Annotated in this window: 37 protein-coding genes; 1 reads left to right on the forward strand and 36 read right to left on the reverse strand. The window is 52.8% G+C overall.

Translation table 11 applies throughout. The features are described 5' to 3' along the window. Window position 1: 1 nt before the first annotated feature. The 29 genes from QUE74_RS17125 to QUE74_RS17265 all read right to left on the reverse strand — a co-directional run bounded on the left by QUE74_RS17125 (window position 2) and on the right by QUE74_RS17265 (window position 20,136). A complete protein-coding gene (locus QUE74_RS17125; protein WP_000852181.1) occupies window positions 2-556 on the reverse strand; it encodes a phage tail protein I in 555 nt (184 codons plus the stop codon). Window positions 557-558: 2 nt separating this feature from the next. Then, complete coding sequence (locus tag QUE74_RS17130; protein ID WP_000852140.1) at window positions 559-1,464, reverse strand: baseplate assembly protein; 906 nt, start codon at window positions 1,462-1,464, stop codon at window positions 559-561. Further along, complete coding sequence (locus QUE74_RS17135) at window positions 1,448-1,801, reverse strand: GPW/gp25 family protein (RefSeq protein WP_001014690.1); 354 nt, start codon at window positions 1,799-1,801, stop codon at window positions 1,448-1,450. The genes QUE74_RS17130 and QUE74_RS17135 overlap by 17 nt, the downstream gene beginning before the upstream one ends. A 2-nt stretch (window positions 1,802-1,803) precedes the next feature. Further along, window positions 1,804-2,976: a contractile injection system protein, VgrG/Pvc8 family gene (locus QUE74_RS17140; RefSeq protein WP_000202879.1), complete on the reverse strand. Its 1,173-nt coding sequence runs from the start codon at window positions 2,974-2,976 to the stop codon at window positions 1,804-1,806. Window positions 2,977-2,987: 11 nt separating this feature from the next. After that, window positions 2,988-3,203 carry a tail protein X gene (locus QUE74_RS17145; protein ID WP_001142386.1) on the reverse strand — a complete coding sequence of 72 codons (216 nt, stop codon included), beginning with the start codon at window positions 3,201-3,203 and terminating at the stop codon, window positions 2,988-2,990. After that, window positions 3,178-3,657 (reverse strand): phage tail protein, encoded by a 480-nt coding sequence (locus QUE74_RS17150; protein ID WP_000110651.1) that lies wholly within the window; start codon window positions 3,655-3,657, stop codon window positions 3,178-3,180. The genes QUE74_RS17145 and QUE74_RS17150 overlap by 26 nt, the downstream gene beginning before the upstream one ends. Continuing rightward, window positions 3,654-5,312 carry an AAA family ATPase gene (locus QUE74_RS17155; RefSeq protein ID WP_000536044.1) on the reverse strand — a complete coding sequence of 553 codons (1,659 nt, stop codon included), beginning with the start codon at window positions 5,310-5,312 and terminating at the stop codon, window positions 3,654-3,656. Before QUE74_RS17155 ends, QUE74_RS17150 begins: the two co-directional genes overlap by 4 nt. Before the next feature lie 102 nt (window positions 5,313-5,414). After that, window positions 5,415-5,714: a phage tail assembly protein gene (locus tag QUE74_RS17160; protein ID WP_001025008.1), complete on the reverse strand. Its 300-nt coding sequence runs from the start codon at window positions 5,712-5,714 to the stop codon at window positions 5,415-5,417. A 52-nt stretch (window positions 5,715-5,766) separates the two neighbouring features. Further along, window positions 5,767-6,273: a phage major tail tube protein gene (locus tag QUE74_RS17165; protein WP_000095751.1), complete on the reverse strand. Its 507-nt coding sequence runs from the start codon at window positions 6,271-6,273 to the stop codon at window positions 5,767-5,769. After that, window positions 6,270-7,730 (reverse strand): phage tail sheath C-terminal domain-containing protein, encoded by a 1,461-nt coding sequence (locus tag QUE74_RS17170; RefSeq protein ID WP_000531112.1) that lies wholly within the window; start codon window positions 7,728-7,730, stop codon window positions 6,270-6,272. The genes QUE74_RS17165 and QUE74_RS17170 overlap by 4 nt, the downstream gene beginning before the upstream one ends. Window positions 7,731-7,768: 38 nt before the next feature. After that, window positions 7,769-8,389, reverse strand: coding sequence for a phage baseplate assembly protein V (locus QUE74_RS17175; protein WP_001006706.1), 621 nt, complete (start codon window positions 8,387-8,389; stop codon window positions 7,769-7,771). Then, window positions 8,382-8,951 (reverse strand): hypothetical protein, encoded by a 570-nt coding sequence (locus QUE74_RS17180; protein WP_024257447.1) that lies wholly within the window; start codon window positions 8,949-8,951, stop codon window positions 8,382-8,384. Before QUE74_RS17180 ends, QUE74_RS17175 begins: the two co-directional genes overlap by 8 nt. Window positions 8,952-8,965: 14 nt before the next feature. After that, window positions 8,966-9,649 (reverse strand): hypothetical protein, encoded by a 684-nt coding sequence (locus QUE74_RS17185; protein WP_000090111.1) that lies wholly within the window; start codon window positions 9,647-9,649, stop codon window positions 8,966-8,968. A 21-nt stretch (window positions 9,650-9,670) separates the two neighbouring features. Then, window positions 9,671-10,027 (reverse strand): head-tail joining protein, encoded by a 357-nt coding sequence (locus QUE74_RS17190; RefSeq protein WP_000554567.1) that lies wholly within the window; start codon window positions 10,025-10,027, stop codon window positions 9,671-9,673. Next, on the reverse strand, window positions 10,027-10,356 hold the full coding sequence (locus tag QUE74_RS17195) for a DUF2190 family protein (protein ID WP_021558745.1): 330 nt from the start codon (window positions 10,354-10,356) through the stop codon (window positions 10,027-10,029). Before QUE74_RS17195 ends, QUE74_RS17190 begins: the two co-directional genes overlap by 1 nt. A 73-nt stretch (window positions 10,357-10,429) precedes the next feature. Further along, window positions 10,430-12,520, reverse strand: coding sequence for a ClpP-like prohead protease/major capsid protein fusion protein (locus QUE74_RS17200; RefSeq protein WP_001186830.1), 2,091 nt, complete (start codon window positions 12,518-12,520; stop codon window positions 10,430-10,432). Beyond that, window positions 12,477-13,988 carry a phage portal protein gene (locus QUE74_RS17205; protein WP_000505366.1) on the reverse strand — a complete coding sequence of 504 codons (1,512 nt, stop codon included), beginning with the start codon at window positions 13,986-13,988 and terminating at the stop codon, window positions 12,477-12,479. The genes QUE74_RS17200 and QUE74_RS17205 overlap by 44 nt, the downstream gene beginning before the upstream one ends. Window positions 13,989-13,996: 8 nt before the next feature. After that, a complete protein-coding gene (locus QUE74_RS17210) occupies window positions 13,997-14,221 on the reverse strand; it encodes a hypothetical protein (RefSeq protein WP_000260557.1) in 225 nt (74 codons plus the stop codon). Further along, window positions 14,212-16,329: a phage terminase large subunit family protein gene (locus QUE74_RS17215; RefSeq protein ID WP_001145097.1), complete on the reverse strand. Its 2,118-nt coding sequence runs from the start codon at window positions 16,327-16,329 to the stop codon at window positions 14,212-14,214. The genes QUE74_RS17210 and QUE74_RS17215 overlap by 10 nt, the downstream gene beginning before the upstream one ends. Beyond that, complete coding sequence (locus QUE74_RS17220; RefSeq protein ID WP_000356696.1) at window positions 16,329-16,829, reverse strand: DUF1441 family protein; 501 nt, start codon at window positions 16,827-16,829, stop codon at window positions 16,329-16,331. The genes QUE74_RS17215 and QUE74_RS17220 overlap by 1 nt, the downstream gene beginning before the upstream one ends. Window positions 16,830-17,081: 252 nt before the next feature. After that, entirely contained in the window at window positions 17,082-17,477 is a 396-nt protein-coding gene (locus QUE74_RS17225; RefSeq protein ID WP_000750584.1) for a hypothetical protein, read from the reverse strand. Window positions 17,478-17,652: 175 nt separating this feature from the next. Further along, on the reverse strand, window positions 17,653-17,808 hold the full coding sequence (locus QUE74_RS17230; protein WP_187168058.1) for a hypothetical protein: 156 nt from the start codon (window positions 17,806-17,808) through the stop codon (window positions 17,653-17,655). A gap of 28 nt (window positions 17,809-17,836) precedes the next feature. After that, window positions 17,837-17,950: a hypothetical protein gene (locus tag QUE74_RS17235; RefSeq protein WP_001305859.1), complete on the reverse strand. Its 114-nt coding sequence runs from the start codon at window positions 17,948-17,950 to the stop codon at window positions 17,837-17,839. Between the two features lie 132 nt (window positions 17,951-18,082). After that, complete coding sequence (locus QUE74_RS17240) at window positions 18,083-18,364, reverse strand: hypothetical protein (RefSeq protein WP_000271100.1); 282 nt, start codon at window positions 18,362-18,364, stop codon at window positions 18,083-18,085. Between the two features lie 70 nt (window positions 18,365-18,434). Continuing rightward, window positions 18,435-18,812, reverse strand: a complete 378-nt coding sequence (locus QUE74_RS17245; RefSeq protein WP_000014549.1) for a M15 family metallopeptidase — start codon at window positions 18,810-18,812, stop codon at window positions 18,435-18,437. Between the two features lie 2 nt (window positions 18,813-18,814). Next, window positions 18,815-19,090: a phage holin family protein gene (locus QUE74_RS17250; protein ID WP_032083374.1), complete on the reverse strand. Its 276-nt coding sequence runs from the start codon at window positions 19,088-19,090 to the stop codon at window positions 18,815-18,817. Then, window positions 19,080-19,472 (reverse strand): putative holin, encoded by a 393-nt coding sequence (locus QUE74_RS17255; RefSeq protein ID WP_286331619.1) that lies wholly within the window; start codon window positions 19,470-19,472, stop codon window positions 19,080-19,082. The genes QUE74_RS17250 and QUE74_RS17255 overlap by 11 nt, the downstream gene beginning before the upstream one ends. An 89-nt stretch (window positions 19,473-19,561) precedes the next feature. Beyond that, complete coding sequence (locus QUE74_RS17260) at window positions 19,562-19,714, reverse strand: DUF3927 family protein (RefSeq protein ID WP_000833645.1); 153 nt, start codon at window positions 19,712-19,714, stop codon at window positions 19,562-19,564. Further along, window positions 19,711-20,136 (reverse strand): tellurite resistance TerB family protein, encoded by a 426-nt coding sequence (locus QUE74_RS17265; protein WP_000466940.1) that lies wholly within the window; start codon window positions 20,134-20,136, stop codon window positions 19,711-19,713. The genes QUE74_RS17260 and QUE74_RS17265 overlap by 4 nt, the downstream gene beginning before the upstream one ends. Window positions 20,137-20,381: 245 nt before the next feature. Here QUE74_RS17265 and QUE74_RS17270 point away from each other — a divergent pair, with 245 nt between their 5' ends. After that, on the forward strand, window positions 20,382-20,696 hold the full coding sequence (locus QUE74_RS17270) for a hypothetical protein (RefSeq protein ID WP_001075632.1): 315 nt from the start codon (window positions 20,382-20,384) through the stop codon (window positions 20,694-20,696). 25 nt (window positions 20,697-20,721) lie between these two features. Here QUE74_RS17270 and QUE74_RS17275 read toward each other — a convergent pair whose 3' ends face one another. The 7 genes from QUE74_RS17275 to QUE74_RS17305 all read right to left on the reverse strand — a co-directional run bounded on the left by QUE74_RS17275 (window position 20,722) and on the right by QUE74_RS17305 (window position 25,731). Continuing rightward, a complete protein-coding gene (locus QUE74_RS17275; protein WP_286331622.1) occupies window positions 20,722-21,771 on the reverse strand; it encodes a DNA-methyltransferase in 1,050 nt (349 codons plus the stop codon). A 150-nt stretch (window positions 21,772-21,921) separates the two neighbouring features. Continuing rightward, window positions 21,922-22,119, reverse strand: a complete 198-nt coding sequence (locus QUE74_RS17280; protein ID WP_000917767.1) for a hypothetical protein — start codon at window positions 22,117-22,119, stop codon at window positions 21,922-21,924. A 220-nt stretch (window positions 22,120-22,339) separates the two neighbouring features. Then, window positions 22,340-22,840 (reverse strand): hypothetical protein, encoded by a 501-nt coding sequence (locus QUE74_RS17285; protein WP_000501955.1) that lies wholly within the window; start codon window positions 22,838-22,840, stop codon window positions 22,340-22,342. Further along, a complete protein-coding gene (locus tag QUE74_RS17290) occupies window positions 22,822-23,199 on the reverse strand; it encodes an antiterminator Q family protein (RefSeq protein ID WP_001204821.1) in 378 nt (125 codons plus the stop codon). The genes QUE74_RS17285 and QUE74_RS17290 overlap by 19 nt, the downstream gene beginning before the upstream one ends. Further along, entirely contained in the window at window positions 23,199-23,456 is a 258-nt protein-coding gene (locus tag QUE74_RS17295) for a hypothetical protein (RefSeq protein WP_001064805.1), read from the reverse strand. Before QUE74_RS17295 ends, QUE74_RS17290 begins: the two co-directional genes overlap by 1 nt. Then, complete coding sequence (locus QUE74_RS17300) at window positions 23,453-24,844, reverse strand: replicative DNA helicase (protein ID WP_000203759.1); 1,392 nt, start codon at window positions 24,842-24,844, stop codon at window positions 23,453-23,455. The genes QUE74_RS17295 and QUE74_RS17300 overlap by 4 nt, the downstream gene beginning before the upstream one ends. Further along, a complete protein-coding gene (locus QUE74_RS17305; protein WP_000462882.1) occupies window positions 24,841-25,731 on the reverse strand; it encodes an ATP-binding protein in 891 nt (296 codons plus the stop codon). The genes QUE74_RS17300 and QUE74_RS17305 overlap by 4 nt, the downstream gene beginning before the upstream one ends. Between the last annotated feature and the right edge of the window lie 8 nt (window positions 25,732-25,739).

Consider the following 25,739-nt stretch of genomic DNA (forward strand, 5'->3'; position numbering starts at 1 on the left):
GTTATTCTCCCGCCTCAATCACCACATCAATATGCGCGGTCACCGCGCCACCAACATAAAACTGGCTGTCCTTTCCGATATCCGTATTTACGTCAATGGTGCTCAGACCGCTGCGTAAATTCTTGGCCTTAATGACCAGCGCCCTGACCTGACTGTAAAGCACACTGTCAGCACCTTCCCGCAAAAACAGCTCCACACGAAAGGTGTACGGTTTTTTGCGCGGTGAATCCTGCCACCACTCTTTGATTGCAGCCGGAACACCAACCGCACTGAGCGCCCGCAGCACTGCCCCCGCCGTTCCCCGGTGCTGATGCACATATGCCGCATCACGTAAAATTTGCCGCTTCTGCTCTTCACTCCAGTCATCCTGCCAGAAATCCACAGCAAACTCCCAGGCCAGCCACGGCAACAGATGCAACGGACAGGTATCCGGATTTTTCACCTTTCTGACCATATCCGTATCAAGTGTCAGGATGCTTTCTGTTGTGGCCTGCTCCTGTGCCCGCTCCGGCCTGACAGCGGAAGGCGGCAGAAGTGAGCGAAACGTCTCCGCCATCACTATACCTCTCTGCGCGTCACATTAACGGCAGCACAGCGGGGAGCCGTGCCGGTTGCCGGTTCGATATCAGCCCGGGGACTGGACAGAATAACCCGCGCCACACCAGTCTGTTGAAGTGCTGCGTAAATGGCGGACAGCGGCACCATGCCATTAATCCGGTTTGCCAGCCGGGTATAAGACATCAGCGTGCTTTTCGCATTTTCCAGCACTTCACCGGCATCCGGGCCGTCCGGTATTTCCAGTTCAGCCGTCACGGTATAGTCATTAATAATGGCGCTTTTCACCGTCACAAAATCCGTCAGCGGACGAATTTCATCAGCATTCAGCCGCGCACTGACCGCATCCAGCAACGCCTCGCTGGCAGTGCCATTTCCTTCACGGGACAATACGTAGACATCCACCTCCCCCGCACGCCCGTGCTCTTCCGGACCATAGGCATCAGCATCCAGCACATTTTCATCAGCAGAGCGGGCATGAAAACGATAGGCATTGCGGGCGCCTGCAGTATTCAGTTGCGACCAGGACAACTGAATACGTTCGCGAAAAGCCTCGTCCTCTTCCATAACCGCATCCGTCGGAGGCACGGCATCCGGATTTGCCGGAACAATCACCATACGTCCGACATTGAACGCCGCGCCAATCTGATCGAGATCGGCCTTCTGCGCACTTGCCAGAAAAACAGCCCGCACGGCATCATTCACCCGCTGAAAAGCCAGGGTGAGCTGAAAGGCGGTCACTTCGCCCTGCTTGTAAGTCGGGTCGGATTCCACCAGAGCATCAAATTCCGGATCCAGTTCGCGCAGACGTGCCAGCCAGGCCCCGAAAATCACCGATGCGTCAGGCACCACAATGGCATCCGGTACGGGCAAATCCGAAAGATTGATCACATCATAACTTTCTGCCATAAACGGTTATTCCTCCTGTTGTTACCTGTGTACCGGTTTCCGTATTCGTCCCCGTGATATCCACCACACATCCGGCCTCATCTTCCGGAAACGTCACGATCACTTTTGACACTTTCAGCCGGGGCTCCCAGCGCGCCAGCGCCGTCGCCGTGGCAGCAATTATGCGCAGCCTCAGCAGGTCATCCCGGGGAGAGTCCAGCAATTCAAAAAGATCGCTGCCGTAATCCCTGACCAGAACACGGCTTCCCACTGGCGTGTTCAGAATATCGCTGACTGACTGGCGCAGATGCGCCGCACCGGACAGGCGCTTCCCCGTCCGGCAGTTCACACCATTCATGATTATTTTTTTCCTGATCCGGTACCAAAATAATCCGGCGGCGTTTTATCACCGGATTTTTTGCTTTTGATTTCAGCCACCAGATTAAACGTGAAGGTAAAGCCTGAAGAAGAGAGGGAAAACGCCAGTGACTCCACGAGCCAGCGGCGATCTTCCCGCTTACCAAATCCGGATGTCACCACGCCGGATTCGGCGGTCATGGCAACATATGAAGGACGGCACGGCCCTGTCAGCGTCATTTTCCGGCTGTTGCGTTGCGCCTGTGTTTTTTTTGACTTTGCCTGTTGTTCAGCCGTTTCCTTTTCCGGCTGCGTGTACGGACTGGTTACAGACGAGCCGTCATGCTCCACGGTTGCTGTTTTGGTTCGCCCGTCAGCCTTGTCAAAATAACGAACCGTGATTTTTTCTTTCTTCTTTTCTCCGGTAGAGCTCCCCCGTTCACCTTCCTGATAATTCCAGGATGACACCACGGAAGGTGTCAGCGTCACGGTCTTCAGGGGCGCGCCCGATACGGTGGTTCCGGCACCCTGCTCCAGAAACAACCAGTAACCTCCGGCAGGTTTACTGACGGCGTTATACGTCCGGGCAAGGCGGGACAACAGGCTGGCATCCGATTCTGCCACCTGATCCACATGGGTAATGCGGATCCCCGCCAGCTTCTCCGCCACCCGGGCCTTCAGTCCGTTTTCCGTGGCAACAGTTTTCACCAGATCACCCAGCGTGAGATTATCCCAGCTTCGTGTTTTCTGATTCAGCACGTCGCCGGACTGCTTTTCCGCATTCATGGGGGCAGCAGTAGCATAAATTTCGATCCGACGCGGCGGGCCGCTGCTGCTCACGCCGCACACCACAAACCAGCCCTTGTCCACCAGATTACCGTTAAACCCCAGCGCCACCCGCAGACGCGCCCCCTTTGTCGGCAGGGGCAGTCTTTCAGAAAGCAGCGTGATCTTCAGTTCATCAGACCTGGCGGTGGCTCCGCCGTAATCCGTCAGGGTGATATCCACAAGATAACGGGCCAGCACCCGCGTGATATCCCGCCCTTCAGCTGTCACCCGATACGCCGGGCAGAATTCCCGGACAGTCGTGGCGATGGTTTCCTGTTTTTTCTCATTTTTCAGGGACGCCTGATACGCGGCATTTATTGCCTGCAGCTGTTCTGATAATGACGTCATCATCTCCTCCCTTAATCCCACAGGCTGTATGGCGACTCAGACACCTGTTGTGTGATTTCAGGCAACGCAATGCGGATCCCCGCCGGATAAACCGCGCCTTTCTCTGCCAGCCCCTGATTGGCCTCCAGCACAAGAGTGAGCACGGCAGACAGATTTTCCGTGCCGTAATGCGTGGCGCAAATCGCATCAAGCACATCCCCGTCACGGGTTATCCAGATCGTCGGCATAATGTTTCAGCTCCAGACTCCACTTTTTGTTACGGTGCCCACCGCCAGGCAAAAAACGGTCGGTGGAATCAGAAAAACGCTCCACCACCCACCATCCCAGCACATCACCTTCTCCGCTGACCAGCAGTTGCGGCTCAGCCTTATTCGCTAGGTCATACAGCGTGTTCACCGCCTCCGTCCCCGACTTCCCCAAAAAGGCGTGCGATTCCCCTTCAAGGCGAACGGTTCGCCCGTTCTTCCCGGTGTACTGCAGCAGACTCTGCTGACCGATGCGCGCCTGCTCGCTCCAGGTCCACCCCGCCTCACGGGTCAGCTGGTTATATGCCGTGGTATCCACGGAAAAGGCGAAATCCCCCAGCATCAGCATGACTCTGGCATCTGCAGCACCACGGAGATAACTGTTGTCACGCTGAAGGCTGTCTTCAGCGAGAGCAATAACCGAACCCACACTCACCAGACACTTCCTCCATCCCACAACGCATTATTACCACTGAAGGCCGGGTTGTTTTTCGTCATACCGGCAATGGCGTCCGCAATACCCTGTTCGCTCTGTCCGGGCTGCGCAACAATGTTGAAGTTATAATTCTTCACGCTGTTGTCATTCAGCTGTGCGCCGGACTGTCCGCCCTCAACAGGAATGGCCTGCACGGCAGCCTGCCATGCTCCCGCACTGGCAAAAGGATCATCCTGTTTTCCGGCAGATCCTGCCTGCGCTGCCGGCAACGAAAAATCGAACGTTTTTTCCGGCGTGAGGTAACTGTTCACCGATTCATGAAACGCATCCGTATCCACAATGCCCATAAAGCCCTTCGCGGCGTTATATTTTTCACGGACATTCTTTTCAAAATCCGGATTATTTTTCAGTTGCTCATCAAGCCAGGCATCCTGCCCGCTGTTCCGGGCCACTGTCCGGGCAGCGGTCATGTCACCACGCCCGACATACTCCAGAATCTGCTTCTGATCGCCCTGTTCATCCGGTAATAACCAGGCGAGTTTTTTGGCTACTGCAAAAATAATTTTTCCGACAAAAATGACGCCTTCGCCGAACTTCAGGGCCGCCGGATACAGCGTGTCCCTCAGAAAAGACACAACCTTTTTAATGCCTCCGCCTTTAAACCACTCTGCCAGGTCACCCGCTGTCTCTTGTATGGCGGGGGCCAGCTCTGCGCCCAGTTGTCCGGAAATTTCTGCAACCGCAGAAGAAAAAACCTGCTGCAAATCAGAAACAGCCTTGTTTCCGGCGAGTGCGCCAGCCACACCCTCTTTTGTCACCAGGTTATATTTATCCTGCTCAGCCAGCAGTTCCTGAAAACTTTTTCCAGAACGTTTGATCAGCATCAGCAGTTTACTGGCTTCACCACCAAACAATGCATCCAGCGCAAACGATGCCTTTGATTCATCCTTCAGTGACAGCGCCCTGTCGATAATTTTTTCGAACTGTTCCTTATCACTCAGTCCGGCAAGATCGCCTTCCTCAAATCCCAGCGTTTCAAAGGCGTCAGAAAGCGAACTCTGCTTGCCATTTTGTTTATATTCCCCGGCCTTATGCAGGTATTCCTCAAACAGATCCCCGATATTATCGCCGGTCATATCGTACTGTTTTGCCAGGGCGTCCCAGTTCATGTACGTGCGGGTATCCACGCCATACGCAGTCGCTTTACCCGCTGTTTCAGCCGTCTGCGCATTCATGGCAGCCGGAGCAATCAGCGCACCAAGTGCCGTGGTCACGGCACCGCCCCCCATCGCCAGACCGGCATTCCAGGCAAATTTACCGGTTCCGGCAAGCAGGCTTTTTCCCTTCCCCATAAAACGTCCGAGCCGATCGCGACGCTCAAGGCTCCGGTTCAGTTTTTTCTGGGCCGCATCCGCTTTCTTAATTTCAGCCGTGAGCCGGGCGTATTCATCCTCCATCGACTTAAAACGTTTCCCTGCCAGCGCCGCCCGTTTCATTTCTGCCGCCAGCTCTGCCTGCTCTTTACGCAAACGCGCAGCCTGCTGCTCCACATCCTGCAGATTTTTTCGCAGATCCGTCGCCGAACGACGCCACGAACTGTCCAGTTTGCCCCCGAACGACACGGTGGCCTTAAGATTCTGGCTTACGCTTCCCACGTTTTACTGCCTCCACTTCATCCAGTAAAAATGCCGTAAACACACTGAACGGCATGGACAGATAATCGGAAAGAGGAAAATGCAGCCGCCGCCCGAGAAACCTTAACCCTCTGAAGATTTCGGTTTCGGTCGCTTCCCGGGTGGCAGCATAAAAACATTAAAGGCATCCGTCAGCTGGGCATAATCCGCTGCGGTCAGCAGCCAGATATCCTGCTCACTCAGATTACAAAGCTGCGCAATCATACGCGCCTCTTTTTCCTCCTCTGTTCCCCGGTCTTTGGTGAAGGCAATGCGATCGCGCACCAGCGGTTCGCGCATGGTGATACGTTCCAGCACAGCACCGCCCCCCAGAGTGACCGGCGTGTACAGTGTGATGGTGCGGGTTTCACCCGGAATATTCATAATCTGCTCCTTAAAAAAAACGGCCCGCAGGCCGTTATGCGTTAATCAGTGCTCAGAGACGCACTTTTGCCGACAGGCCGGCGAGAACATTCACGCCGTTGATCCGACGCTCAAAACGCTCGGTATCAATCATAATGAGTTCGATCCCCTCCAGCGTCTGACGGTAATAATTCACCGCGATTTCCACTGTCACCGCATTTTCTGACAGGCTGCTGTTTCCACGTGCATCCGGCGTCACCGTTTTCACAAAACCTTCGATTTCTTCGGTGGTCCCCAGCGCGGTGCCGTTTGCCAGATAGCCCTGATAGGCCGTGAAGCGGGAGCGGTTGCCACTGACAAATCCGAGACTGGACAGCATGTCTGTATCCAGACCATAGAATTTAATCTGGCAGGTCAGCGCCTCCATGCCGTCGTCAACCGGCGTGGGGGCATCCTGTGCCCCGGTGCGTAAATCAGTGGTGGTTATGGACAGCGTGGGGGGCGTGAACTCATGCGCTCCCTGAATACGGATCCCCTGGCGGAAAAAAGTCCAGGCCCGTAATGTGTTTTTACTGCTCATGTTGCCGTCATCTCCTTAATGCCGTATTCGTTGTTGACGCTCACCCGCATGCTGATAAGTTCAGTCGGCGATTTGGGACCGAAGTCATAGTTGATGTACAGTTCACCGGCTGCCAGCGTTTCGGCGGTATTCAGTTCCGGATCCAGCCATGCCCGCCCCCCGAAGATGGCACCTTCTGCCACCAGACGGCGCATATACGCATTAATGGTGCCAATAATGTCGTCCGCATTCTGGCGATCGAGCGGGCGGTCAACATACGCCAGCATCGCCTCCTGGATACTGTCTTCAATCACATCCGCAGTACGGCGGACGGACTCGAAATGCCACTGAGGATGGGACGAGCACAGCCGGTTTCCCCAGTGTTTAAATCCGGCGCGGCGGATCAGGGTGGAGACATTCTGCATATTAAGCAGGTTGGCATCGCAGTTACGCTCACCGAGGATAAATTCATCCACCTGCTCAACACCGAGGATGTTGTAAACCTCCTGGTTTGATTTGCTCCACCACCACCCTTTTTCATAGTCAATACGGGCACGCAGTCCGGCAGCAAAGGCCGAATACGGGCGATACACCAGTTGCCCCTCTGCATTACTGACCTGCACACGCGGGCGCAGTAATTCAGTCCTGGCACCGTAAGACTGGCGACGCTGCACCACATCCTGCAGTGTCGCGCCCGCAGCACAATCCACGTACGCCACTGCACGCAGTTTTCCGGCCACCGTTTCCAGTGCCTTACCCACCGCATCGTCTTCACTGAATCCTGGTGCAATCACAATACGTGGCTGATACGTGGTGACGGATTTTGCCGATGACAGCATGCTGATCCCCGCAAGAATGGCAGCACGCTGCTCTTCCGGCTTCGTTTTTTCTTCCACCCGGACGATCACCGACAGCGCGTTACGCTGGTCGTTAATCTCCGTCAGCGCCTGCTTCAGTGTTCCGGTGATCCCCAGACGTGAAAGCGCCGTTGTTCCCGCCATCGCCACTGGCGTGTTCAGCGGAAACGGTTCATCTTCACCGCCACTCAGTGTGCCGGAAAACGGCGACACAATACCGTCACCGCTGCCGGTGGCACTCACCCCGGCCCCCGCCACACCATTCACCGCCGTCACAACATCACTGACGGTGGCATTGCCTGCCCCCTCTTCACTGCATCCAAGCCAAATCAACAGGCTTCCGTTTTCCCATTTTGCTGACGTGGGAACCGCACCCGCACTTTTTTCTTTGACAGCCTGTTCAGCAATAACGGTAATGGTATTTCCGCTCCGTCCCCCCGCTTTTGCCGTAAAGGTCAGCTCGTTATCCAGCAGCGGCGTTCCCGCTGTCAGTGTCGCTGCCACAGCTCCGGCAGCCTGCGGCGCGGTTCCCACCACACCAATAATGGCTGTCTCTATTGTGGTTACTGCCACCGTGCCTGCTGTCAGCTCGATGGTTTCCACACCATGTAATTGCCCCATTTGCATTCTCCGGACATAAAAAAACCTGCCGCAGCAGGTCACATTTTCTGATTCGGTACTTTCGTGGTTCCCCCACTGTCTCCGGGATGGTCGTGTCCATTAAACGTTTCCCGGATCCGGCTCATGCTGCCGGATTTATCCGTCACCTCGCCTTTTGCATAAAAATCACTTTTCACCACCACTTCACCTTCAACCATCGTGCGTCCGTTCACGATCAGGTCTTCTGAGATCATGACGTTTCCGTCCAGCACACCATTCCCGGTAATGGCATAGGTGCCCCCTTCCGCCAGAATAATGGTCAGTGAGTGCGTCTCCCGGTTATAGCAAATTTCCGTGCCATCTCCGTAACGGGTGATGTGCTCACTGTCGCTGCCCTGCGGAGCCGGTGCCTCACCGGTATTCCAGCCGGGAAAAACACGACCGTTATTCAGCTCCCCGGCCTCTGACAGTACCGTGACCGCATCGCCCACAGCAAACGGCTCAAAATCTGCCCGGTTTTTCCCGGCAAAACCCTGACACAATGGCAGCCAGGTGGTCACAATATCCCCCAGATCCACGCGGCATTCCGGAAAACCACCGTCCAGCCGCACCGAGTGGATCACCCCACGCCGGACCATATTTGCCAGGCGACGCTGTAAATCCCCCAGAACCTCATTCACGTGGCTTTCCCTCAAAAATCAGCCGATAATCATCCACATGCTGTCGCCCGATCTCCGGTGCCACGCCCAGCCAGGCCCGCTGTAACGGCAGGTTATCCGTGGCAAAGGGATCCATACCAAACGTCACCGTCTGGTTAAATGAAATCTGCCAGACCAGATAATCATCCAGACGCGGATCGGTTTCATCTGCGTCCGCTGATATAAAAATGGCAGGCTCCACATTTGCCAGTCCGAACGTCTGCCCGTCGAGCCAGTGCGACAACGCGGCGGCCGCCGAACGGATAAAAATATCCGGCTTTATCGCCCTGCGTTCTTCTTTTTTTTCTTTATCCGACTCACCGGCACGGTCAACCAGTACCCACAGCGCGGCAGACAACACCACCGTCATCTGCCCGTCTGCATTGCTTTTCGCATCCCAGCCATCCACCGCCAGAAACACCGCCGGAGTGACCAGTTGCGTGACCCGTTCCGGATAGGTGTCCGCATCATTGATCCATTTAAGTTTTTTCAGGGCATCCAGCACAGCAGCGTGCCAGGATGCCATGCATAAGGGTTCAGCCATTGCGTCCTCACATTTTATCGGGGGGCCACGGTAATGCCGTACTTCGCGCGTCGCCGGATGTCCGATTCGAACTCTTTCATAAAAATTTCCAGGCACTCCGCAAAAGCCACATCTTCAACATAATCCATCGTGCTGGCATAAATACCAGCTTCAGCCTCCCGGACACGCCCGGTTTCAGGATTTTTGATGATGATTGTTCGTCGGTTCTCTTTGCGACTACGTATCACCAGCCCGTTTTCATACGCGGCAGGAGATAAAAACGAACCGTTGGGTTCAAAAACGGGATCGCTGGCTTTGCGGCGACGTCGCCGGACACGGTTCTCTTTGATAAACCGCCCGGTTACCGGATCACGGAGATCATGACGCCGGACACGTTGCCCACGAATGCGTCCGCGCAAATCTTTTATCTTGATCGCATTAAGGCCAAACCAGAGACGGGCTTCATCCATAGCATTACCCCGGGTAATGCGGGTGGAAAAAAGCCGCCTGTCCAGTGTGTCCATTTTGCGGGGAGCCAGGCCGGTTTTCAGTTCCGCAAGCGCCTTCATGCGCATTTTTGATGCCGTTCGCTTCAGTGCGCGGGAATAGGCCAGACGGAACTGGTGCTGCGTTGCACCAGCCTGCGCCGCAATATCCCGCAATTCTTCGACGTCGATATCAAACAACAGATTTCGCCGGATGCGTGATGCCCGCGCCATTGCGATATCTCCTTATGAAGTTTATTTTTTACTCCATTCGATGGTCGGTAATGACGTCCCCCGTCCACGCCCGAGCGTTACGCGTGTACGCCCCATTTCATCCGCACCAATATGCGTGACGCGGTAAAATTCGTGGTTCAGCTCCACTGTGCAGTTTGTGCTGAGCCCCTTAATATCCTCTGTCAGTGCGCTGAATGCCGGAGCCTGATCGTTAATTTCTCCACCACCCGGAACACGAACCGGCGCATCCGGAGATTCAAAAATCACCATAACAGGGCGACGCTCGCTGCCAATAGACAGTATCGCCGGACACTCCTCGGAAAAAAGCCGGGAAATGCGGGCATCTGCCCGCATCAGCCGTTTATGAAATCGATGCATCAGTACCCCAGACGCACACAAACACAGGCATCTCCGGCTTCAGCCGATGCCCATACTGTTCCCACCAGCGTATTACCTGATTTCGTTGCGGTCAGTGTTGCCGTATCCGCTTTGAAATACACCAGCTTGCCTTGCGTTAGCGCCTCTGCCTCTTTAGGTAAAGAGAAAACCCCCACCGTATGCAGAATGCCCACATCCCCGTCCGGAATATCAGCGTGAGCAACACCAACAAGATTATCCTGAACAACCAGATCGCCAGATGACACCGCCTTCCCGGTCCCGTTCACCCAGTCGACGTTTTTTCCGTCCTGAACAAAATTTTTTGACATTTTTTTCTCCGGTAAATGCGGCGCAAAGTGCGCCGCTTCAGCCATAAAAAAAACCGCCCTGTCCGGCGGTTATTTATTGTTTTTTCACTTTGACCATGCCACGCCAGTCAAGCGGTGCCACTCCGGCATCAATGCGCACCTTGAATGCTGCACCATCAACCGTAAAGCCCTGTTGCTGCTCCAGATACGGCGTATCAATACCGTCGAGGTAAGCCACTTCAATCGTGTCACGCCCCTGCGCTGCCACCAGGTAATAATCCGTCGGGCTGCTGTCATCAAGGCGGGCCTCTGACAGAACCGTGGCAAAATTCTGAATCGGGTTAATAATGCCGCTGTTCGCATCTGCACCGGGCACGCTGGCAGACTTAATCAACTGATTGGCACGCGACTCAATGGCAACAGGCGTCAACATAAAAGCAGGACGAATGTTCAGGCGGCGGTCACCCGATTTCTGGAGCAGCATGGCTTTACGCCCGGAATCCAGCCCCTCAATAGACAAATCTGCAGTCACCAGGTTGCCATGATCTGCATGGAACAGCGGTTTGCCATCCGACATTTTCGGATTGCTGGTCAGCACGGCCCAGACCAGATCACCCACGGTAGTCCGCGCTGCCGCCCCCATTGCCATCGGAATACGGGTCAGCATATCCAGGTCATCATTGATGATGGTCTGGCGATCAATGCTGAACAATTCGCCATAAGTCGCCAGTGCAATCGGTTCGCCACGATCTTTCAGGGTCACATATTTATATTCAGCCCCCGGCAATACTTTTCGTAGCGTCGGGAAAGTTTCCAGCCCGACACGATGCGCGGTTTTAAAATCAGTCAGCGTTCCCTTGCGGGTCCATTTGTCAAAATTTTCGCTGGCATCATCCCAGCCCTGCAACGCAGCTTTATGAGCCACATCCATCAGGATATTGCCGAAATCGCTGCTGCTGTGAGTAAATGCCAGCCCCACCATCGCCATCGGTGCGGAATGACCGGAGATACCGATACCGCGATCAACCAGCGAAGCACGCGCCAGCTCGCGCAGTGTAAAACCGTTATAAGCATTATCTTTTTCTGCTTCGGCATATCCGGCGCGTGCCATCACAGCCGCACGAATGGAATCGCCGACCAGATTACCGTTCCCGGCATGAATATGAACAGCGCCCGGGCCTGCACTTGGTGTCGTTCCGGCTGCCAGCGCCTGCAACAGTTTTTCACGGGCCTGTGCTTCCGTACAGGTCATGTCGTTCAGACACTCCGCTTTCAGTGCGGCATAAGACGGGAAAGAGGCAAAAACTGCGGTTACAGCCTGCACACGTTCCGCATTGGCTGCCATCAGTTGTTGCTGAACCTGCGAAGCAATTGCGCTGATATCCACATTTCCGGTTGATGGTGCCTGCTGAGCAGCGATCTGTTGCGCATTTTGCGGGGTTGCTTTCGGCTCCTGCGGCTGTCCGTTTGTCGTTTCTGCACGTGGAGCAAAAAGCGCGTTAATCTGTTCTGGCATATTATGGTAATCCTTCAGTTTATTTTGGTTCACACAGGCCGCAGCCTGTAATTCAGGTTCAAGCGTATCAGCGAAGCCTTTTTCCACGGCTTCAGCACCGTTCAGCCAGGTTTCTGCTTTCAGCATGGCTTCCAGCTCCTCCTGCCCGAGTCCGGTTTTATTCATGTAGGCTGACAGCATCAGCGCCTCGTTGCGATCCAGCCAGTCAGCATAATCACGCATATCATCGGAATCACCGGCGATCCCGCCCCACGGCTTGTGCACCATCAGCCAGGAATTTTCAGGCATATGCACTGTGGCGCCTGGCAGGCAGACAATCATGGAGGCCATGCTGGCTGCAACACCATCCACCCAGATATCCACCTTCGCTTTCAGCCGTGACAGCGTGTTAAAGATGGCAAACCCCTGCATCACATCACCGCCCGGGCTGTGGATATGCAGATCAATAGCGCTGGCCTCAAACACCCCCGCATCCTTACAGTCAGCAATAAACTGCTGCGCGGTGATGCCCCATCCGCCAATCACGTCATAGAGGTAAATTTCCACCCGCCCGGCAGTCTGTGCACGGATTTCATACCAGCACTGACCATTAGCGGCATCCACCCCCGCAAGGCTGGCGCGGGGATTAATCATCGTCCCGCGAAGACGCGGGTTTATCATTTGCTGCATCAGGGATCACTCCTTTATCGTTAGCGGCGTCAGAATCGAACACCAGCCCGTTTTCCCGGTTAAATTCAGTTTCACGCAGTCGCTGACGTTTGACCTCCTGCGGTGACTGCCCACGGGCACGTATCCACTCGGCCTCCGTCCCGGCACCACCGCGAAGAATGGCCCGCCATGCTGCAGCCTCCTTCACCGGATCAATCCACGGCATCACCGGGCCAAGATAAGTGGCATTGAAAAGCGTGGACATATCCACATCAGGAGGAATTTCAAGAAAAGGTATCGCCTGCTCCAGCCATGCCCGGTACACCGGGCGGCTGTACTGACCGACAAACCACTGCTGTAAAACCCCGTAGCCTTCGTAACCTTCCACCAGCTCCTGACGCTGCGAACTGTAGGAGCCGTTATAGTCACGGGCAATACTGGAATAACTGCCACGGGTTCCGGCAGCCACAGCACGCAACTGCCCGTTCCGGAATTCATAAAGATGAACATTCGGACGATTCGACTCCACCATCCCCAGATCTTCACCGGGGGCCAGTTCGTCAAAAATCATGCCCGGCGAAATATCAAAGTACCGGGGTTTTTGTTCTGTGGGTGTCCAGTCGTTATCCGTCGGAAAGCTGGCGGCATCACCACGCTTAATGTAGAAACCCAGCGCGGCAGCAATACGGGCAGCCACACGCTCTGATTCTTCATAATCTTTCAGATCAGCAATCCGGCGAATCACACCATGTAACAGGCTGACACCTCTCACCTGATGAAGCCGTTTCCGCATCGCCAGATGAAGCATGTTGTCTGCGTGAACAGTTTTGAGATCGGCGCTGAATCCACGCATATTTGCAGGATGGTATTTATAAACCCGATACCCTACAGGCCGCCCCCAGTTGTTAAGAATAATGCCCTGGCGGACTTGCTGACCCGCGTTCGTGTTCAGACTGACCGGAACAAAATCTGCTTCGAGAAGTTCCAGTGATAATGGCACCACAGTGGAATGATTCAGACCGGCGACAGGACCACGCACCAGTTGTACGAACATCTCGCCATCACGCAAAGCAGATCGCAATGCCATCCGTTCGGCCTCCGGGCGGGTGAACATCCCCGTGACCTCAGGGCGAACAGACCATTCAGACCACAATGCCGAGATCTGCTCTGCCAGCGATTCATGCAGGGTGCCATCGCTTCTCAGTGGTTGTGGTTCGACCTGGATCCCCTGCGCACCAATAACCCGCTCTTCCAGCTTATCCAGCAGACCAATCACGATATCGTGATCTTCATCCAGCGCCCTGGCCTGCTCCCTTAACGAGGTACCGGCAGAAAAAACCGCTGTATCGGCAGAACGGCTCTCGCGCCGCGCCTTATTCAGGCGTGAAGGCTGCGCCGCCTCATAAGCTCTCAGCAGTATTTTGTTTCTGGCGCGCGAAACTGCCCACCCTGGCGCAATTGCGCCAAGTGCTTTATCAAAAAAACCCATAAAAAACCTCAGGAGAAACGGGCGAGTTTGTACGGTTTCCTTGTGGGCTGGCAGGCCGCCGCCCAGCGTTTTTCCCAGTATTCAAGCTCCCTGCGTAATGCAACAGGATCATGGTTGGTGATCGCCCTGCCATTCACCCCGGTAAAAGACACACTTTTACCATCCAGGGAATCCCTGTATGCCTGTCGCACGATAACCAGCATCTGGAAAATCTCATCTTTTTTCACAACCATCCTCCGTTTCGGGGTAGTGATAACCAGTTTCCGGATAACGCTTCCGGCGACGCTGCTTTTTGCCGCTCATCTCTTCCGACAACGTTTTTCTTGTCCACTGTGTCGGAAGAACGTCTGTCTGCCGAAGTCCCCGCGTCAGCATCCTGCCCTCTTGCCCACTGGGGAGGGTTGCTCCAGTCACGGATTTTTTCATAGCCACGCAGAATGGCGACGGCATGGGCATAGCAAAAAAGGTCAAACGCTTCGTTATTCCCTTTTCCCGGCTTGCGCCATTTCCCGTCAGCACCACGTTCCTCATAGGTCAACTCTTCATAAAACCACTCCCCTAGCCAGTCAGGAAAATGAATGTAGCCCGGTCCGGGCATTTCACGTTGCAGGTTATTGCTTAGTTGATCTTTCAGCAGATCTGTCTGCAGGAGATATACCGGCACCTTCCCCTGAGCATCCGCACGGCGATCGCTTCGCCCGGTATTATCCGGGTGTGTGATGGTAATAATTTTCTGGCGTTTCGTGCTGTCTCCCTTTACCAGAAAAACCCGTCGCCCCAGTCCATCCTGACGACATTTTCGCCAGAATTTATAGGCGTTATCCGTCACCCCGTCCTCACCACCACTGTCCACCGCCATTGCCAGTACAGGCATTCTGCGGGCCGGATCGGACTGGAGCGGATACGTTTTCTCCAGTACATCGGTGACCAGCAACTGCCAGTCTTCAGGGTAAGCTCCGGGATGCACAGGTAATGCTTCGCCATTTTCATCGCAACGCAATGACTGTCGGATGTTATAACGGTCCACCAGCCAGCGTTCGCCGTCCTCGCCATAGCCAATAATCTGCACCACAAACCGTCGGTTCTTCCCGCCCTGCACGTCCACAGCCGCAATAAGAAAACGCACTTTCGGCGGTACCAGGCGCTTACCGTAATCCTCAGCCCGCTGCATCAGAACATCTGCACTGCGCAACTCCATGGCGGAACGAGGCAAATAAGGCAATCCCCAGTCGGTGTTAATCACCGCCTTCAGTGTTTCCTCACTGCCTGTGGCTTCATATTCCTGCTCAGCAGTCAGTAGTTTGTAAACCAGTTGCGCCCAGGTCTGATAGGCTGCAGCGGGGCCTTCCATCCAGAAGCTGGCTATCCTTGAATGACGTGGCGTTCCGGTAACATTCCCTTCTCTGTCAATCTGCTCACCTTCACGCAACCAGACGCCGCGACCATTCAGTTCACGTTTCATGTCTGCGGTGATTCGGTTGCCACAATGAGGGCATAATATATGAGCCGCTTCACTGGCTTTTACAGGATCAGGATTGTCACGATACCCCGTCATAGCCTCCATCGATGGCTGGAAATAATCACCGCAATCCGGACAAGGCCAGTACCAGCGACGACGATCGCCACGGTTATACAGAGAAAGGATCCCCGTGGTGGGCGGGGCTTCATGCGGTGACGTTCTGCGCCATTTGCTGTTTGTGATTTCACGCCCGGGAGAACTCTCCACCAGCGTCATACCAGCTGACATAAATGTGGTGGTACGTTTTGAAGCCAGGGAGAAACCATCACCTTCGCCATCGATATCTTCAGGAAATCGGTCGTAATCAGTCAGCGCCACACATTTAAAATCAGAGGATGACATGACATTGATGGAGGGCCAGCCGATTTTCAGAAAGCTGCCTGACAGAAAATATTTGTCATGAACGTTGTTATCGTTGCGGCGTGGACTGAGGCGTTTTCTGACCTCCGGACTGCAACGAAATGTTCTTGCCAGGCGCTTTTTGGAGTGCTCCTGCGCCTTATCCTGCGTCATCTGCACCAGCAAAAAGTCTGACGGATCGCAAACAATGTTATAAACCACCCAGCCATCAATCAGGCCGTTAGTCTTGCCCGTACGGGCAGGGCCAACAAAAACAACCGCATCAAACTCACGGGACGACAGGCAGTTCATGGGTTCAATCACATACGGTGCAACCAGCGGATCCCACGGAACAGAGTTGCCACCAGATGTAGGGACTCGCATAAATTTTTGTACCGCTTCGGCAACAGGCATCCTGCGCGGCGCTTTAATTAACTGGCCCGTATCCAGTTTCAACGATCTGGCGGTCGCCTGCACAGGCATTATTCGTCCTCCTGATTTTCCTCCTCTGTATCTTCCTGTTTGCTGTCATCTGCCACCCGCCGCGCAATTTCGTCACGCAAATCATCAATAATGCTTTGCACCCGCATGACAGCCGAAGGCTCGAGAGCGCAATCGCGTTCAAGAATATCGGGGAGAGTTTCCAGAACCTGCACCATAGCCTTTGCCATTTCAGCAAATTCACGGGCGACATCAGACGCAGGGATCAGTTCTCCGACCTCCTGTTCAAATTTCAGACGTTCCCGTTCTGACTGATACCAGGCTTTTCGGTCATGGGGATCCATTTCCCCTTCAGCGACAGGCGGTGGCAACTTCATTAGCTCTGCCAGAATATCAGTAAGTTTATACAGCTTGAGGTTACTCTCATGCCCACCCGCTGTTCGGACATTTTTGATTCTTGATGCGACAGTCTGTCGGTGCACACCCGACAGCGCAGCTAACTGGCTGACATTAAGAACAAGGTGTTTCAATTCCTTATCCACTTACCCCTCCAGTGATGAACAAAAAACAAACATTTTCGACACCAGCTATTTTTTAACCTTTCATTATCAATAAATTACAGTGGTGGTGATGAACGATGAAAATGCAAAAATTTGGCGATTTCTGCGCATCCGTATCCCCTCGGTGTTCTAAATTCCAGGAAGGACCCGTGAAAATGGGAGCAATTATCATTTGCATACACTCCAACACCTACATTATCGCAGCCCCTCGCTGAAGAGCTGCTGTAATGCCTGTTACTCACGAATCAGGCGAGCACTCTTACCATTCATTTCAATACGCGAATACTGCGGTTTACCATCAATGATGTCTGTCATCACGAACATCTCACCCGGCTGCAGTTCAACTACTGCGCCTTCCGGCAATTCCATGCAGGCAAATACCGGACAGCCCGGATAACGACCATCTTCTGTTGCTTCCAGCATTGACTCACCAAACCACTCCGTCATGGCGCGACCATCAGCTGCTTTGTAGTGGATCAAGTACTGGTTTTCACTACCTGCATACTGAGCACGCCCCCTCACTTCCCCCCATTCATCACTGATACGTACCTCCACCAGTTGTGACAACTCAAACTTAAACGGAACAGCAGCGGTACCAATTACAATCGGTTTGCTTTCTGTTTTTTTCATCATCGTCTCCTGATATCAAAGCCCGTCGCCGCAGCGGGCACTGATCAACATTTGAGTATTCGCGGCGACAGAAAGAATTTATTTTATTGAGTAGCCACAAACACAGAATTTCATGCTTTCCGGACGCTGGCGCCCCCCTTCATTTTTCAGCAAAATATTCTGCTCTTACAGGCGATCAGTTCTGCAGACACTGCCGGACACCGTCGACAATTTCACAGACCAGAGAAGCGGTATCGAAAAGCTGGCGCGCTTTATCCAGGCTAACGCATCCCACCAATAAAAAAGGCACCAGTATCGCTACCAGTGCCCATTTCGCCGCAGTTCGTGGCATTCTGTGTGTCCAGTGTTTTCGCGTCATATCACCACCAACGCACAGCCCAAATCAGAACAGCGACCGCCACAAGGCGAATTGCAAAGGCCGCAGCCCTTGTCAAATCAAGGCTCGCGGGAGTTTCCACTTCAATACCTTTCATAATGGACAACCTCAAAAAGAATCTTTTATACTTTCCCACGAGGATTTTCTCCGTACTCACTACTCACAATTTCCTCTCTGACGTGAAAACTCAAAACCCCGGACTGTTCCAGCAGCCGGGGTTTTGTTTTTTTTATTTACTGCCCTGGGTGCGGCATCTGGCTATTTCATCCCTGGCTTTACTGTCACCGCGACAGATACAACGCACCGTGTCACCAGCCAGCGTGGTGATGTAGGCTTCATCCGTTTTTTCCACCAAAATGCATGGCACATTTCCATCCCGGCAATACTCCACTTGGGCAGCAAGGTGAGTGTTGCGCGGGTAAAATTCCAGGCGATACATATTCCCCAGAACATGCACTTCTTCAACCTGACGACCATCTTCAGTTACCGTGATTTTTTTCAGTGCGTACATACGTACCCCCGTTCTTTCGTTTTTTGAGCAATAAAAAAGCCGCTCATGGCGGCCCTGTATGTTTTGCAAGCTATCGCTTCAATTGAAAATGAGGCCCGTCTTTCAGTGTTTTCCAGTCCCCGCCCCATTCAATGGCGGTTCCCAGCTCTGCGGCAGCCTGCTTAAATGCCTGCGCGATTTTCTCGTACAGAGGCCAGTCCCATGACACCTGGCTGCCAATGTAGGCCACAACATCCACCGCATCACCGGTCAGGTGGCGGCTGTTCATGGTCTGGCTCTTACCTTCTGCGACCAGCTGTTTCTGGCGATACTTACTGCGCAGGCCTTCCGTAATACCGAAATCAACCTCCGTCAGCTCAAGGGCACGGCGAACGACAGCAACCAGCTGTGGTTTGACGCCCTCCAGATTCTTTTCGCTGCGACGACTAAATCTGAATTTACCCGACATATTCACCTCAACAATGGAAAGATTTTTGTGACGTTCCCGCGTGCGCGTATCACCAGCACGCAGAACAGCAGGTTAAAAAACACCTGGAACCAGTCTGTTTCTAACGGGCGACCACACAGATAGCTGAGTGGAACAAAGCCATAAAGCAACATCAGCAGCCAGGCCAGCCATGACATCAGCGGTTTATGTCTGGAATCACGGCGACGATAAAAAAAGAGCGTCAGCACGATAACCGTGCATAACGCCACATTCAGTAATCCGGGAAGGTTACTTAACATTGTCGCCTCCACCACTCTTCAGGCGGGAGAGCAGACAGGACATCAGTGATATAACGTCCTGCCTGTGCACAAAGGACAGCACTTTTACCGACAATACAGACACCAGTACTGCACACAATGCGTCGACAGGTGCACCGTCAAACTCTGTATGCTTTACCAGCCAGGATGCCAGAACCTCTGCCCCCAGTACGCCCACGATAAACGACACCAGAAAATGCGCCGCAACACGCCAGGCTGAAAGCGTCTGCGGCATCGTTGCCACAAATAACGCCCCGGCGAACGCACCAAACACAATCCCGAAATCCGTTCCGGTAAACAGCCCGTACACCGTCGCCCCACCGAGCGCCGCAGCCGTGCCGGAACCGGATAAGGGTTCAGACATACTTTTTTCTCCTGTAAATAAAAAAGGGCCACCAGCGGCCCGTAAAAAACACCCCGTTAAAGGCACCCGCAGATGCCTTTTGTGTGGTGTTATTCAGATTTACGCAGTAAAGGCCGGAGCACGACCAGCGCCATCGCCACCAGCACACCATCTGCCAGCACCGACATCAGCCGTCCGGTGAAATCCACCGCCACTACCAGAAACAGCAGGATGGCAGCCAGCACAAGGCGCGCACTTTTCACAGGTACTGCTCCAGCGGTAACTGCAGCGCCTGAGCAATTTTCTTGAGCTGCGCTTCTTCATCCGGACCAATGCCATCCTGGTCTGCGATATCCAGACACAGGCACAGTACATTAACTGCATCATCAGTACCGGCAACATCAGCCAGCTGGCGAAGGGCTTCAGCATTGGCAGAGCGCGGCGACGCTTCATAACGGGCGCGGATATTTGCACTCATTTGTGCAATCTCACCGGAGAACGGCGCAAAGGCAGGAAGTGCCGCAATGGTTTTCTCCAGTACCGCGATTTCTTTCGCGTCACAGGTGCCGTCAGCATATGCAATGGAATACGCGCCCCAGACGGTCGCCTCCACTGCGTCGCGGTTCTCCATCTTCTTCACTTCAGTAATGGCCTTGCGGGTTTTCTTTTTGAAAATACCAAACATCGTGACTTTTCCTTTTAGTGGGTGAGCCTGCGCCCCGGGGTGACCAGCCCACAGAGAAAGTCACACTGACCATCCCGTAAGCTCACCCCTGAAAGGCTCTGTGGTTTTTTGATGTGCGCCGGGCGCGGCGCGGACATGAAAGATTTAACGAGTTGTTTTTTTTGGTAAAAATATTACGTTATACATGGCGTCATAAGTCCGGACGCTTTCAATGATTAGTAACGATTCTTCATAGAGGTTTTCAGATGAATCAGCAATGTCCAGCATGTTACGCTCACGCCAAAGTGGAGCGCGGGCGTTTCAGAGACCTGACAAATTTAAAATTTGATACTGAATACAACGATGGTGTTTTTGGCATGACCGATGGTGTCAGGGTTCACTGTCCGAAATGTGGAAAATACGGGTTGTATTTCGATGACTTTCAAAAAATCCAGCAAGGGAAAATAAAACCGCAAGCAATTTCTGATTTTAAGAAAGCATACCCTGGGTGGCGAGGCATCATCTCATTACCATGCCGCCTAGATTCAAAACAATCAAAATCAAGTTTTGAAACCCCATAAAACCACAACCCGCATGGAGGCGGGTTTAATTGCACATTGCCGAAATTTCACCGACTGTCTGTTCAAACCGTTCAGTCTCAAGCTCAACGCCGATTACCCGACGCCCCAGCGCCATCGCCGCTTTTATTGTTGACCCGGATCCCATAAAGAAATCCGCAACCAAATCACCGGGGTGACTGCTGGCCTCTATTATCTGCCGCAACATATCCGCCGGTTTTTCGCAGGGATGTTTGCCCGGATAATACTGCACAGGCCTGTGCGTCCAGACATCCGTATACGGAACGGCAGCTGATACGGAAAAATAACGCCGCAAAGATTTGTACTCTTCCAGCAGGCTGGCGTATTGACGGTTCAGTTCACTGTATGCGCTGACCAGCTGGTGGTGTGGCTTTTCCAGTTCCCCGCGCTGATGCTTTTCTGCTGCAACACGCGCAAACAATGCCTGCAGTTTTCTGTAATCAGCTTCGTTCGGTAACTGCCACTGACTGGCACCAAACCAGTGCGAAGCCATGTTTTTCTTTCCGGTGGCTTCCGCTATCTGTTTTGACGTTATCCCCAGTGATTCCCGCGCATCACGAAAGTAAGAAATCAGCGGAGCCATCACGTGCTGCTTAAGCTCGCGCCCCTTTGCCGCATAGCCGTCATTTTTGGGCTGGTATGGCCCCTGATAATGTTCTGCAAACAGAATGCGTTCTGTTGCCGGGAAATACGCCCTCAGGCTTTCCTTGTTGCATCCGTTCCAGCGTCCGGACGGCTTCGTCCAGATAATGTGGTTCAGCACATTAAAGCGCTGACGCATCATGATTTCGACATCAGATGCCAGGCGATGACCACAGAACAGGTAGAGACTTCCGGCAGGTTTCAGTACCCGCCAGAATTGCGCCAGACACTGATCCAGCCATTTCAGGTAATCATCGTCACCCTTCCACTGGTTATCCCAGCCCTCGGGCTTCACTTTAAAGTATGGCGGGTCTGTGACTATCAGATCGACAGAGTTTTCCGGTAAGGTCTGGATAAATTCCAGGCAATCAGCGTTGATTAACTCACAACTGGATATTTTTACAGTATTAGCCATAGATCAATAAGCACTTCTCTGATAGGCTCATACCGCTTTTGCGCAAAGCAGATGGGCCTGAGGTTTGCTTGTGACCCCAACGCATGAGCAGATGGCTGGCAGGTGCCGCTAACACCCACCAGCCGCCCATTACCACAAATTAAAAAACCTTCACTGCGGAAGGCGTCTGTAACAACCGAACTGATAATCTGCCAGACCCGCCATAACAAGCTGGGTCAGTATTAACTGGCAGCGTTCGCGTGAAAGGTAAGTATTCTGCGCAATTTCCCCGACGGTCGCCGGTTCAGTGACGCTTAATTCATTAAACACCACTCTGGCAGTTTCGGTCATATCCTGCTGTTTTAGCATGTCTTTTTCCCTTTTCTGGTTAACGTGACATACCAATAACTCTTGTCGAAAAAGCCAGCAAGCTGAAAGACCCGTATTCGCAACCACCAGCGCGTTTAACGTCCTGTGCCGTTTTTCAGGTATAAAAAACCCGCCAGGCGACGGGTTTAAGCTGTGTGGCGAAGTAACCACTCTTAACAGGATATCCGGATTTTTACGATCGTAAACATCTTTATGCTACTTAGTATTCTCCGTCCACACATATAGGCAAATTCGTATATCCCGGTTTATGCGCCATATTCAGCGGCGCACAAGTCGGTACATTTTTTTTCTGTTGAAACGCTGTCCTCTCTCGCAGGTCTGGTTGGCTATCTTTTACATTTGGTGCTTTTTTGCTCGCCTTATTTATTTTTTTCTTTTGAATTGCTGGTTTTGAATCTTCGTCCTGTTTTATCTCTTTGCCCTTGCACACTCCAAAATAATCAACATATCCCTCCGAGCAAACTTCCTGCTTACTTGCGCTGTTATCCCTATAATAGTGATGATGCTGCGAACGATGAGATGATCTTTTATGTCTCCGTTTTGCGTCCGCAAAAGAAGAAAAAAGCAAACACATCACCAATGTTAAGAGTAATGATTTTTTGAACATATCCATCCTGTTTACTGTATTACCAAAAACTTTTGCTATTCTCTCCATTGCGCCGCTGTAAAAAATGACATAAATCAAACCGACACAGCCCAATCCATCTCCAGTGAGACATTCAGCATCATCAACATACCATCAATTACCCCTTCTGCTTTTTGTAGACGTTTACCAATACACGTATCAGAACACCCGTGTTTACGTGCCAGCGCCATAAACGTCATTCCCCCAACGTAATAATCCACCAGTAGATCATGCTGATCTTTGTTATTCTTATTCAGCCGGGCCATGCACCCACAAATGATCATTGCGTCATCGTCGGAACATTGGGGACGTGATTTCACCTTCGACGGTATTAACCCTTTAAAACCTGCAGCAATAGATGACCATGTAACATCCTCGTGGTTATTTGCCACCCATGCCCCCCAACGCTCAAGAACCATCTGGATATCACGCATCAGCGCAGTACCTCCTGCACCAGCTTTTCAAACTTCCCAACCTTGGTTTCCAGCTCTGCCACACAGTCCACCAGCTCATCCACTGCTTTTTGTGCGCGATGTTTTGCCTGCATCAGTTCCCTGAGCGCTGGCACCATATCCCGACGAATGGCATCTTTTGTTACACCTGTTTTTTCCAGTTGTTCCGCCTGTCGCAACATTTCCTGTGCCTGTTTACGTAATTGTTCAGGGGTAAAAGTCATTGTCTGGTTGTTCAAAAGAAACGCTCCATCTTACTGCTGTCAGTTCGTTTGTTGCTGTATCTGCGCGGCTGAGGCTGCTGCATTGGGGTGGAAAGAATCTGTGCGCTTTCCTGATCCACAGGCAGAAAATGTCCGTTATAAAAACGCCGATAAATCGTCCCCAGAGAACCGTTACGTTGTTTCGTGATATTGATTTCTGCGATGCCCCTGGCCTGCGTATCCGGGTTGTACACTTCATCCCTGTAAAGCATCAGAATGATGTCTGCATCCGCCTCTATTTCTCCGGAATTTTTCAGGTCTGAGTTCATGGGGCGTTTATTGGGCCTGGACTCCACACCGCGGGAGAGCTGACTCAGCGCAATCAACGGAAAACCACCGGATTTTGCCAGGCCTTTAAGCCCCTTTGAGATTTCACCAACGGCAAGGTCATGACGCCCTGTGGTTCGGGTTTTTATCAGCCCGAGATAATCAACCACCACCAGCGCCGTTTCCGGATGTTTAATCAGGTGATGTTTCGTTGTTGCGCATATCTCATCAATGGTCAGGTTCGCCTGGTCCACCATCCAGATATTGCGCCCGGTCATCCGCCCCACTCCTTGTGAGAAACGTGCCCAGTCTTCGTCTTCAAAGTGAGTGACAGATTTCAGGCGTGATACCGGCATTCCTCCAGCCGCAGATACCATGCGTTCACCAATCTGGATGTTCGCCATTTCCATTGTGAACAGAAGAACACCATGCCCCTGCTCAGTCACCTTGTCGATGATATCCAGCGCCAGTTCGGTTTTGCCCATCGAAGGACGTGCAGCAATAAATACCAGGTCGCCAGGCTCCATGCCGCCCGTTTTTGCGTCCAGTTCATCAATACCGGTCATCAACGTCCTGGATTTCTCCAGCCCCTGATTCCGGCATTCAACACGCTCAACCACTTCCGGAAGCACATCATCAATATGTACCGGCTGAATAACGCCCTTTTCCGTCGACAATGAGGCCATCATGTTCTGCGCATCCTTCAGAGCATCTTCAGCTGCTTCACAGGTATGCGCATCACGTAATTTCTGCAGCGCCTCATTCAGTGTTTTTTCTGCATCACGCAATGCGGCATTACGCCGCAACGCCGTAACATAGTGCTCCAGTGACGACTTCACCCAGGTTTTGCGCCCGGTATCAGTAATCACCGGGGCAAGTTCCGGCATCTCATTACACAACAGCACAGGGTCAATCACGCCGGACACACGGGCCTGTCTGCAGATGCCTGTGTAGATATCCCGGTACGGTCGTACAGAAAAAACGTCCGCCGGTAGTGTGGCCAGAATATCCATCACTTCAGGATCTGCCCCTCGCAGAAAAAACGCGCCAATGACAGCGCCTTCCAGGTCATCGTTACGCCAGACAGGAGAAGTCATGCTGCCACACCTCCGATATGTGCACGGTAACTTTCCCAACCAAACACCAGGCAGTTACGCCCACCATCAGTAACGCGATCCACAATCCGTTCACCAATGGACTCCTTAAGTTGGTCAAATGTCAGATTACTAATCAAAATTGTCGGTAAAACGCTTTCGTAACGTGCATTGATGATTTCCTGCAGGATGGTTATCTCTGTTGGCGTACCGAACTGCACACCAACCTCATCGATGATGAGCAGGTCCAGCGATACAAAATGGTCAATAACTTCATCTTCAGTGCGTTCAGAATTGTGACGCCAGGTATTTTTCACAGCGCGGGTCAGTCGCATGACATCCGTAATTTCGACAGTCGCCAGGTGGTGGCGAATAATATTTTTTGCCATTGATACAGCCAGGTGATTTTTCCCGGTACCGCAATTGCCAATCATGATCATGCTGGTACCCGCAGCAAGACACTTCTCCCATGAACTGGCATAGCGCCGACAAGCCTCAAGATTTCTCTGTGCGTCAGCATTCACAGCCTGGTAGTTCTCAAACTCGCAGTCCTGGAAGCGGCGGGCAATACCAGCTCTGTCAAGTAATTCATGAACTTTCAGGATGCGTAACGCCTCCTGTACCTGATCCAGTTCATTCGCAATGCAGGTCGGGCAACCAGACACCCGTTTGATGGTTTCCCCACGAACATCTGGCCCTTTCAACACCAGACGTGTGTATTTCCCGTGTTTCTCACACTCAGCAGTTTCCTCGCTTGTCAGCCAGTGTTCACAGCGCCACGGACGCTTCCCGGCACGGGCAAACTGCATCTCCTCCTCCAGTTCCGCCCTGCGGTTGAGCAATTGCGCTTTATCGTGTTGTGCGTAGTGTTTTTTTAACTGTTCAAACATTGTTCATC

The organism is Escherichia sp. 10290 (genome assembly GCF_030295155.1).
Lineage (GTDB): Bacteria > Pseudomonadota > Gammaproteobacteria > Enterobacterales > Enterobacteriaceae > Escherichia > Escherichia coli_F.

Coding starts and splice junctions, on each gene's coding strand:
- QUE74_RS17165 (WP_000095751.1), bottom strand. CDS start 6,273: ATGAGCAGTAAAAACACATTACGGGCCTGGACTTTTTTCCGCCAGGGG.
- QUE74_RS17160 (WP_001025008.1), bottom strand. CDS start 5,714: ATGAATATTCCGGGTGAAACCCGCACCATCACACTGTACACGCCGGTC.
- QUE74_RS17200 (WP_001186830.1), bottom strand. CDS start 12,520: ATGCAGCAAATGATAAACCCGCGTCTTCGCGGGACGATGATTAATCCC.
- QUE74_RS17245 (WP_000014549.1), bottom strand. CDS start 18,812: ATGTCGGGTAAATTCAGATTTAGTCGTCGCAGCGAAAAGAATCTGGAG.
- QUE74_RS17275 (WP_286331622.1), bottom strand. CDS start 21,771: ATGGCTAATACTGTAAAAATATCCAGTTGTGAGTTAATCAACGCTGAT.
- QUE74_RS17125 (WP_000852181.1), bottom strand. CDS start 556: ATGGCGGAGACGTTTCGCTCACTTCTGCCGCCTTCCGCTGTCAGGCCG.
- QUE74_RS17265 (WP_000466940.1), bottom strand. CDS start 20,136: ATGTTTGGTATTTTCAAAAAGAAAACCCGCAAGGCCATTACTGAAGTG.
- QUE74_RS17190 (WP_000554567.1), bottom strand. CDS start 10,027: ATGCATCGATTTCATAAACGGCTGATGCGGGCAGATGCCCGCATTTCC.
- QUE74_RS17135 (WP_001014690.1), bottom strand. CDS start 1,801: ATGAATGGTGTGAACTGCCGGACGGGGAAGCGCCTGTCCGGTGCGGCG.
- QUE74_RS17180 (WP_024257447.1), bottom strand. CDS start 8,951: ATGGCTGAACCCTTATGCATGGCATCCTGGCACGCTGCTGTGCTGGAT.
- QUE74_RS17170 (WP_000531112.1), bottom strand. CDS start 7,730: ATGGGGCAATTACATGGTGTGGAAACCATCGAGCTGACAGCAGGCACG.
- QUE74_RS17140 (WP_000202879.1), bottom strand. CDS start 2,976: ATGACGTCATTATCAGAACAGCTGCAGGCAATAAATGCCGCGTATCAG.
- QUE74_RS17205 (WP_000505366.1), bottom strand. CDS start 13,988: ATGGGTTTTTTTGATAAAGCACTTGGCGCAATTGCGCCAGGGTGGGCA.
- QUE74_RS17185 (WP_000090111.1), bottom strand. CDS start 9,649: ATGGCGCGGGCATCACGCATCCGGCGAAATCTGTTGTTTGATATCGAC.
- QUE74_RS17210 (WP_000260557.1), bottom strand. CDS start 14,221: ATGGTTGTGAAAAAAGATGAGATTTTCCAGATGCTGGTTATCGTGCGA.
- QUE74_RS17280 (WP_000917767.1), bottom strand. CDS start 22,119: ATGCTAAAACAGCAGGATATGACCGAAACTGCCAGAGTGGTGTTTAAT.
- QUE74_RS17215 (WP_001145097.1), bottom strand. CDS start 16,329: ATGCCTGTGCAGGCGACCGCCAGATCGTTGAAACTGGATACGGGCCAG.
- QUE74_RS17225 (WP_000750584.1), bottom strand. CDS start 17,477: ATGAAAAAAACAGAAAGCAAACCGATTGTAATTGGTACCGCTGCTGTT.
- QUE74_RS17305 (WP_000462882.1), bottom strand. CDS start 25,731: ATGTTTGAACAGTTAAAAAAACACTACGCACAACACGATAAAGCGCAA.
- QUE74_RS17195 (WP_021558745.1), bottom strand. CDS start 10,356: ATGTCAAAAAATTTTGTTCAGGACGGAAAAAACGTCGACTGGGTGAAC.
- QUE74_RS17230 (WP_187168058.1), bottom strand. CDS start 17,808: ATGCCACGAACTGCGGCGAAATGGGCACTGGTAGCGATACTGGTGCCT.
- QUE74_RS17145 (WP_001142386.1), bottom strand. CDS start 3,203: ATGCCGACGATCTGGATAACCCGTGACGGGGATGTGCTTGATGCGATT.
- QUE74_RS17250 (WP_032083374.1), bottom strand. CDS start 19,090: ATGTTAAGTAACCTTCCCGGATTACTGAATGTGGCGTTATGCACGGTT.
- QUE74_RS17235 (WP_001305859.1), bottom strand. CDS start 17,950: ATGAAAGGTATTGAAGTGGAAACTCCCGCGAGCCTTGATTTGACAAGG.
- QUE74_RS17270 (WP_001075632.1), top strand. CDS start 20,382: ATGAATCAGCAATGTCCAGCATGTTACGCTCACGCCAAAGTGGAGCGC.
- QUE74_RS17300 (WP_000203759.1), bottom strand. CDS start 24,844: ATGACTTCTCCTGTCTGGCGTAACGATGACCTGGAAGGCGCTGTCATT.
- QUE74_RS17255 (WP_286331619.1), bottom strand. CDS start 19,472: ATGTCTGAACCCTTATCCGGTTCCGGCACGGCTGCGGCGCTCGGTGGG.
- QUE74_RS17240 (WP_000271100.1), bottom strand. CDS start 18,364: ATGTACGCACTGAAAAAAATCACGGTAACTGAAGATGGTCGTCAGGTT.
- QUE74_RS17290 (WP_001204821.1), bottom strand. CDS start 23,199: ATGCGTGATATCCAGATGGTTCTTGAGCGTTGGGGGGCATGGGTGGCA.
- QUE74_RS17130 (WP_000852140.1), bottom strand. CDS start 1,464: ATGGCAGAAAGTTATGATGTGATCAATCTTTCGGATTTGCCCGTACCG.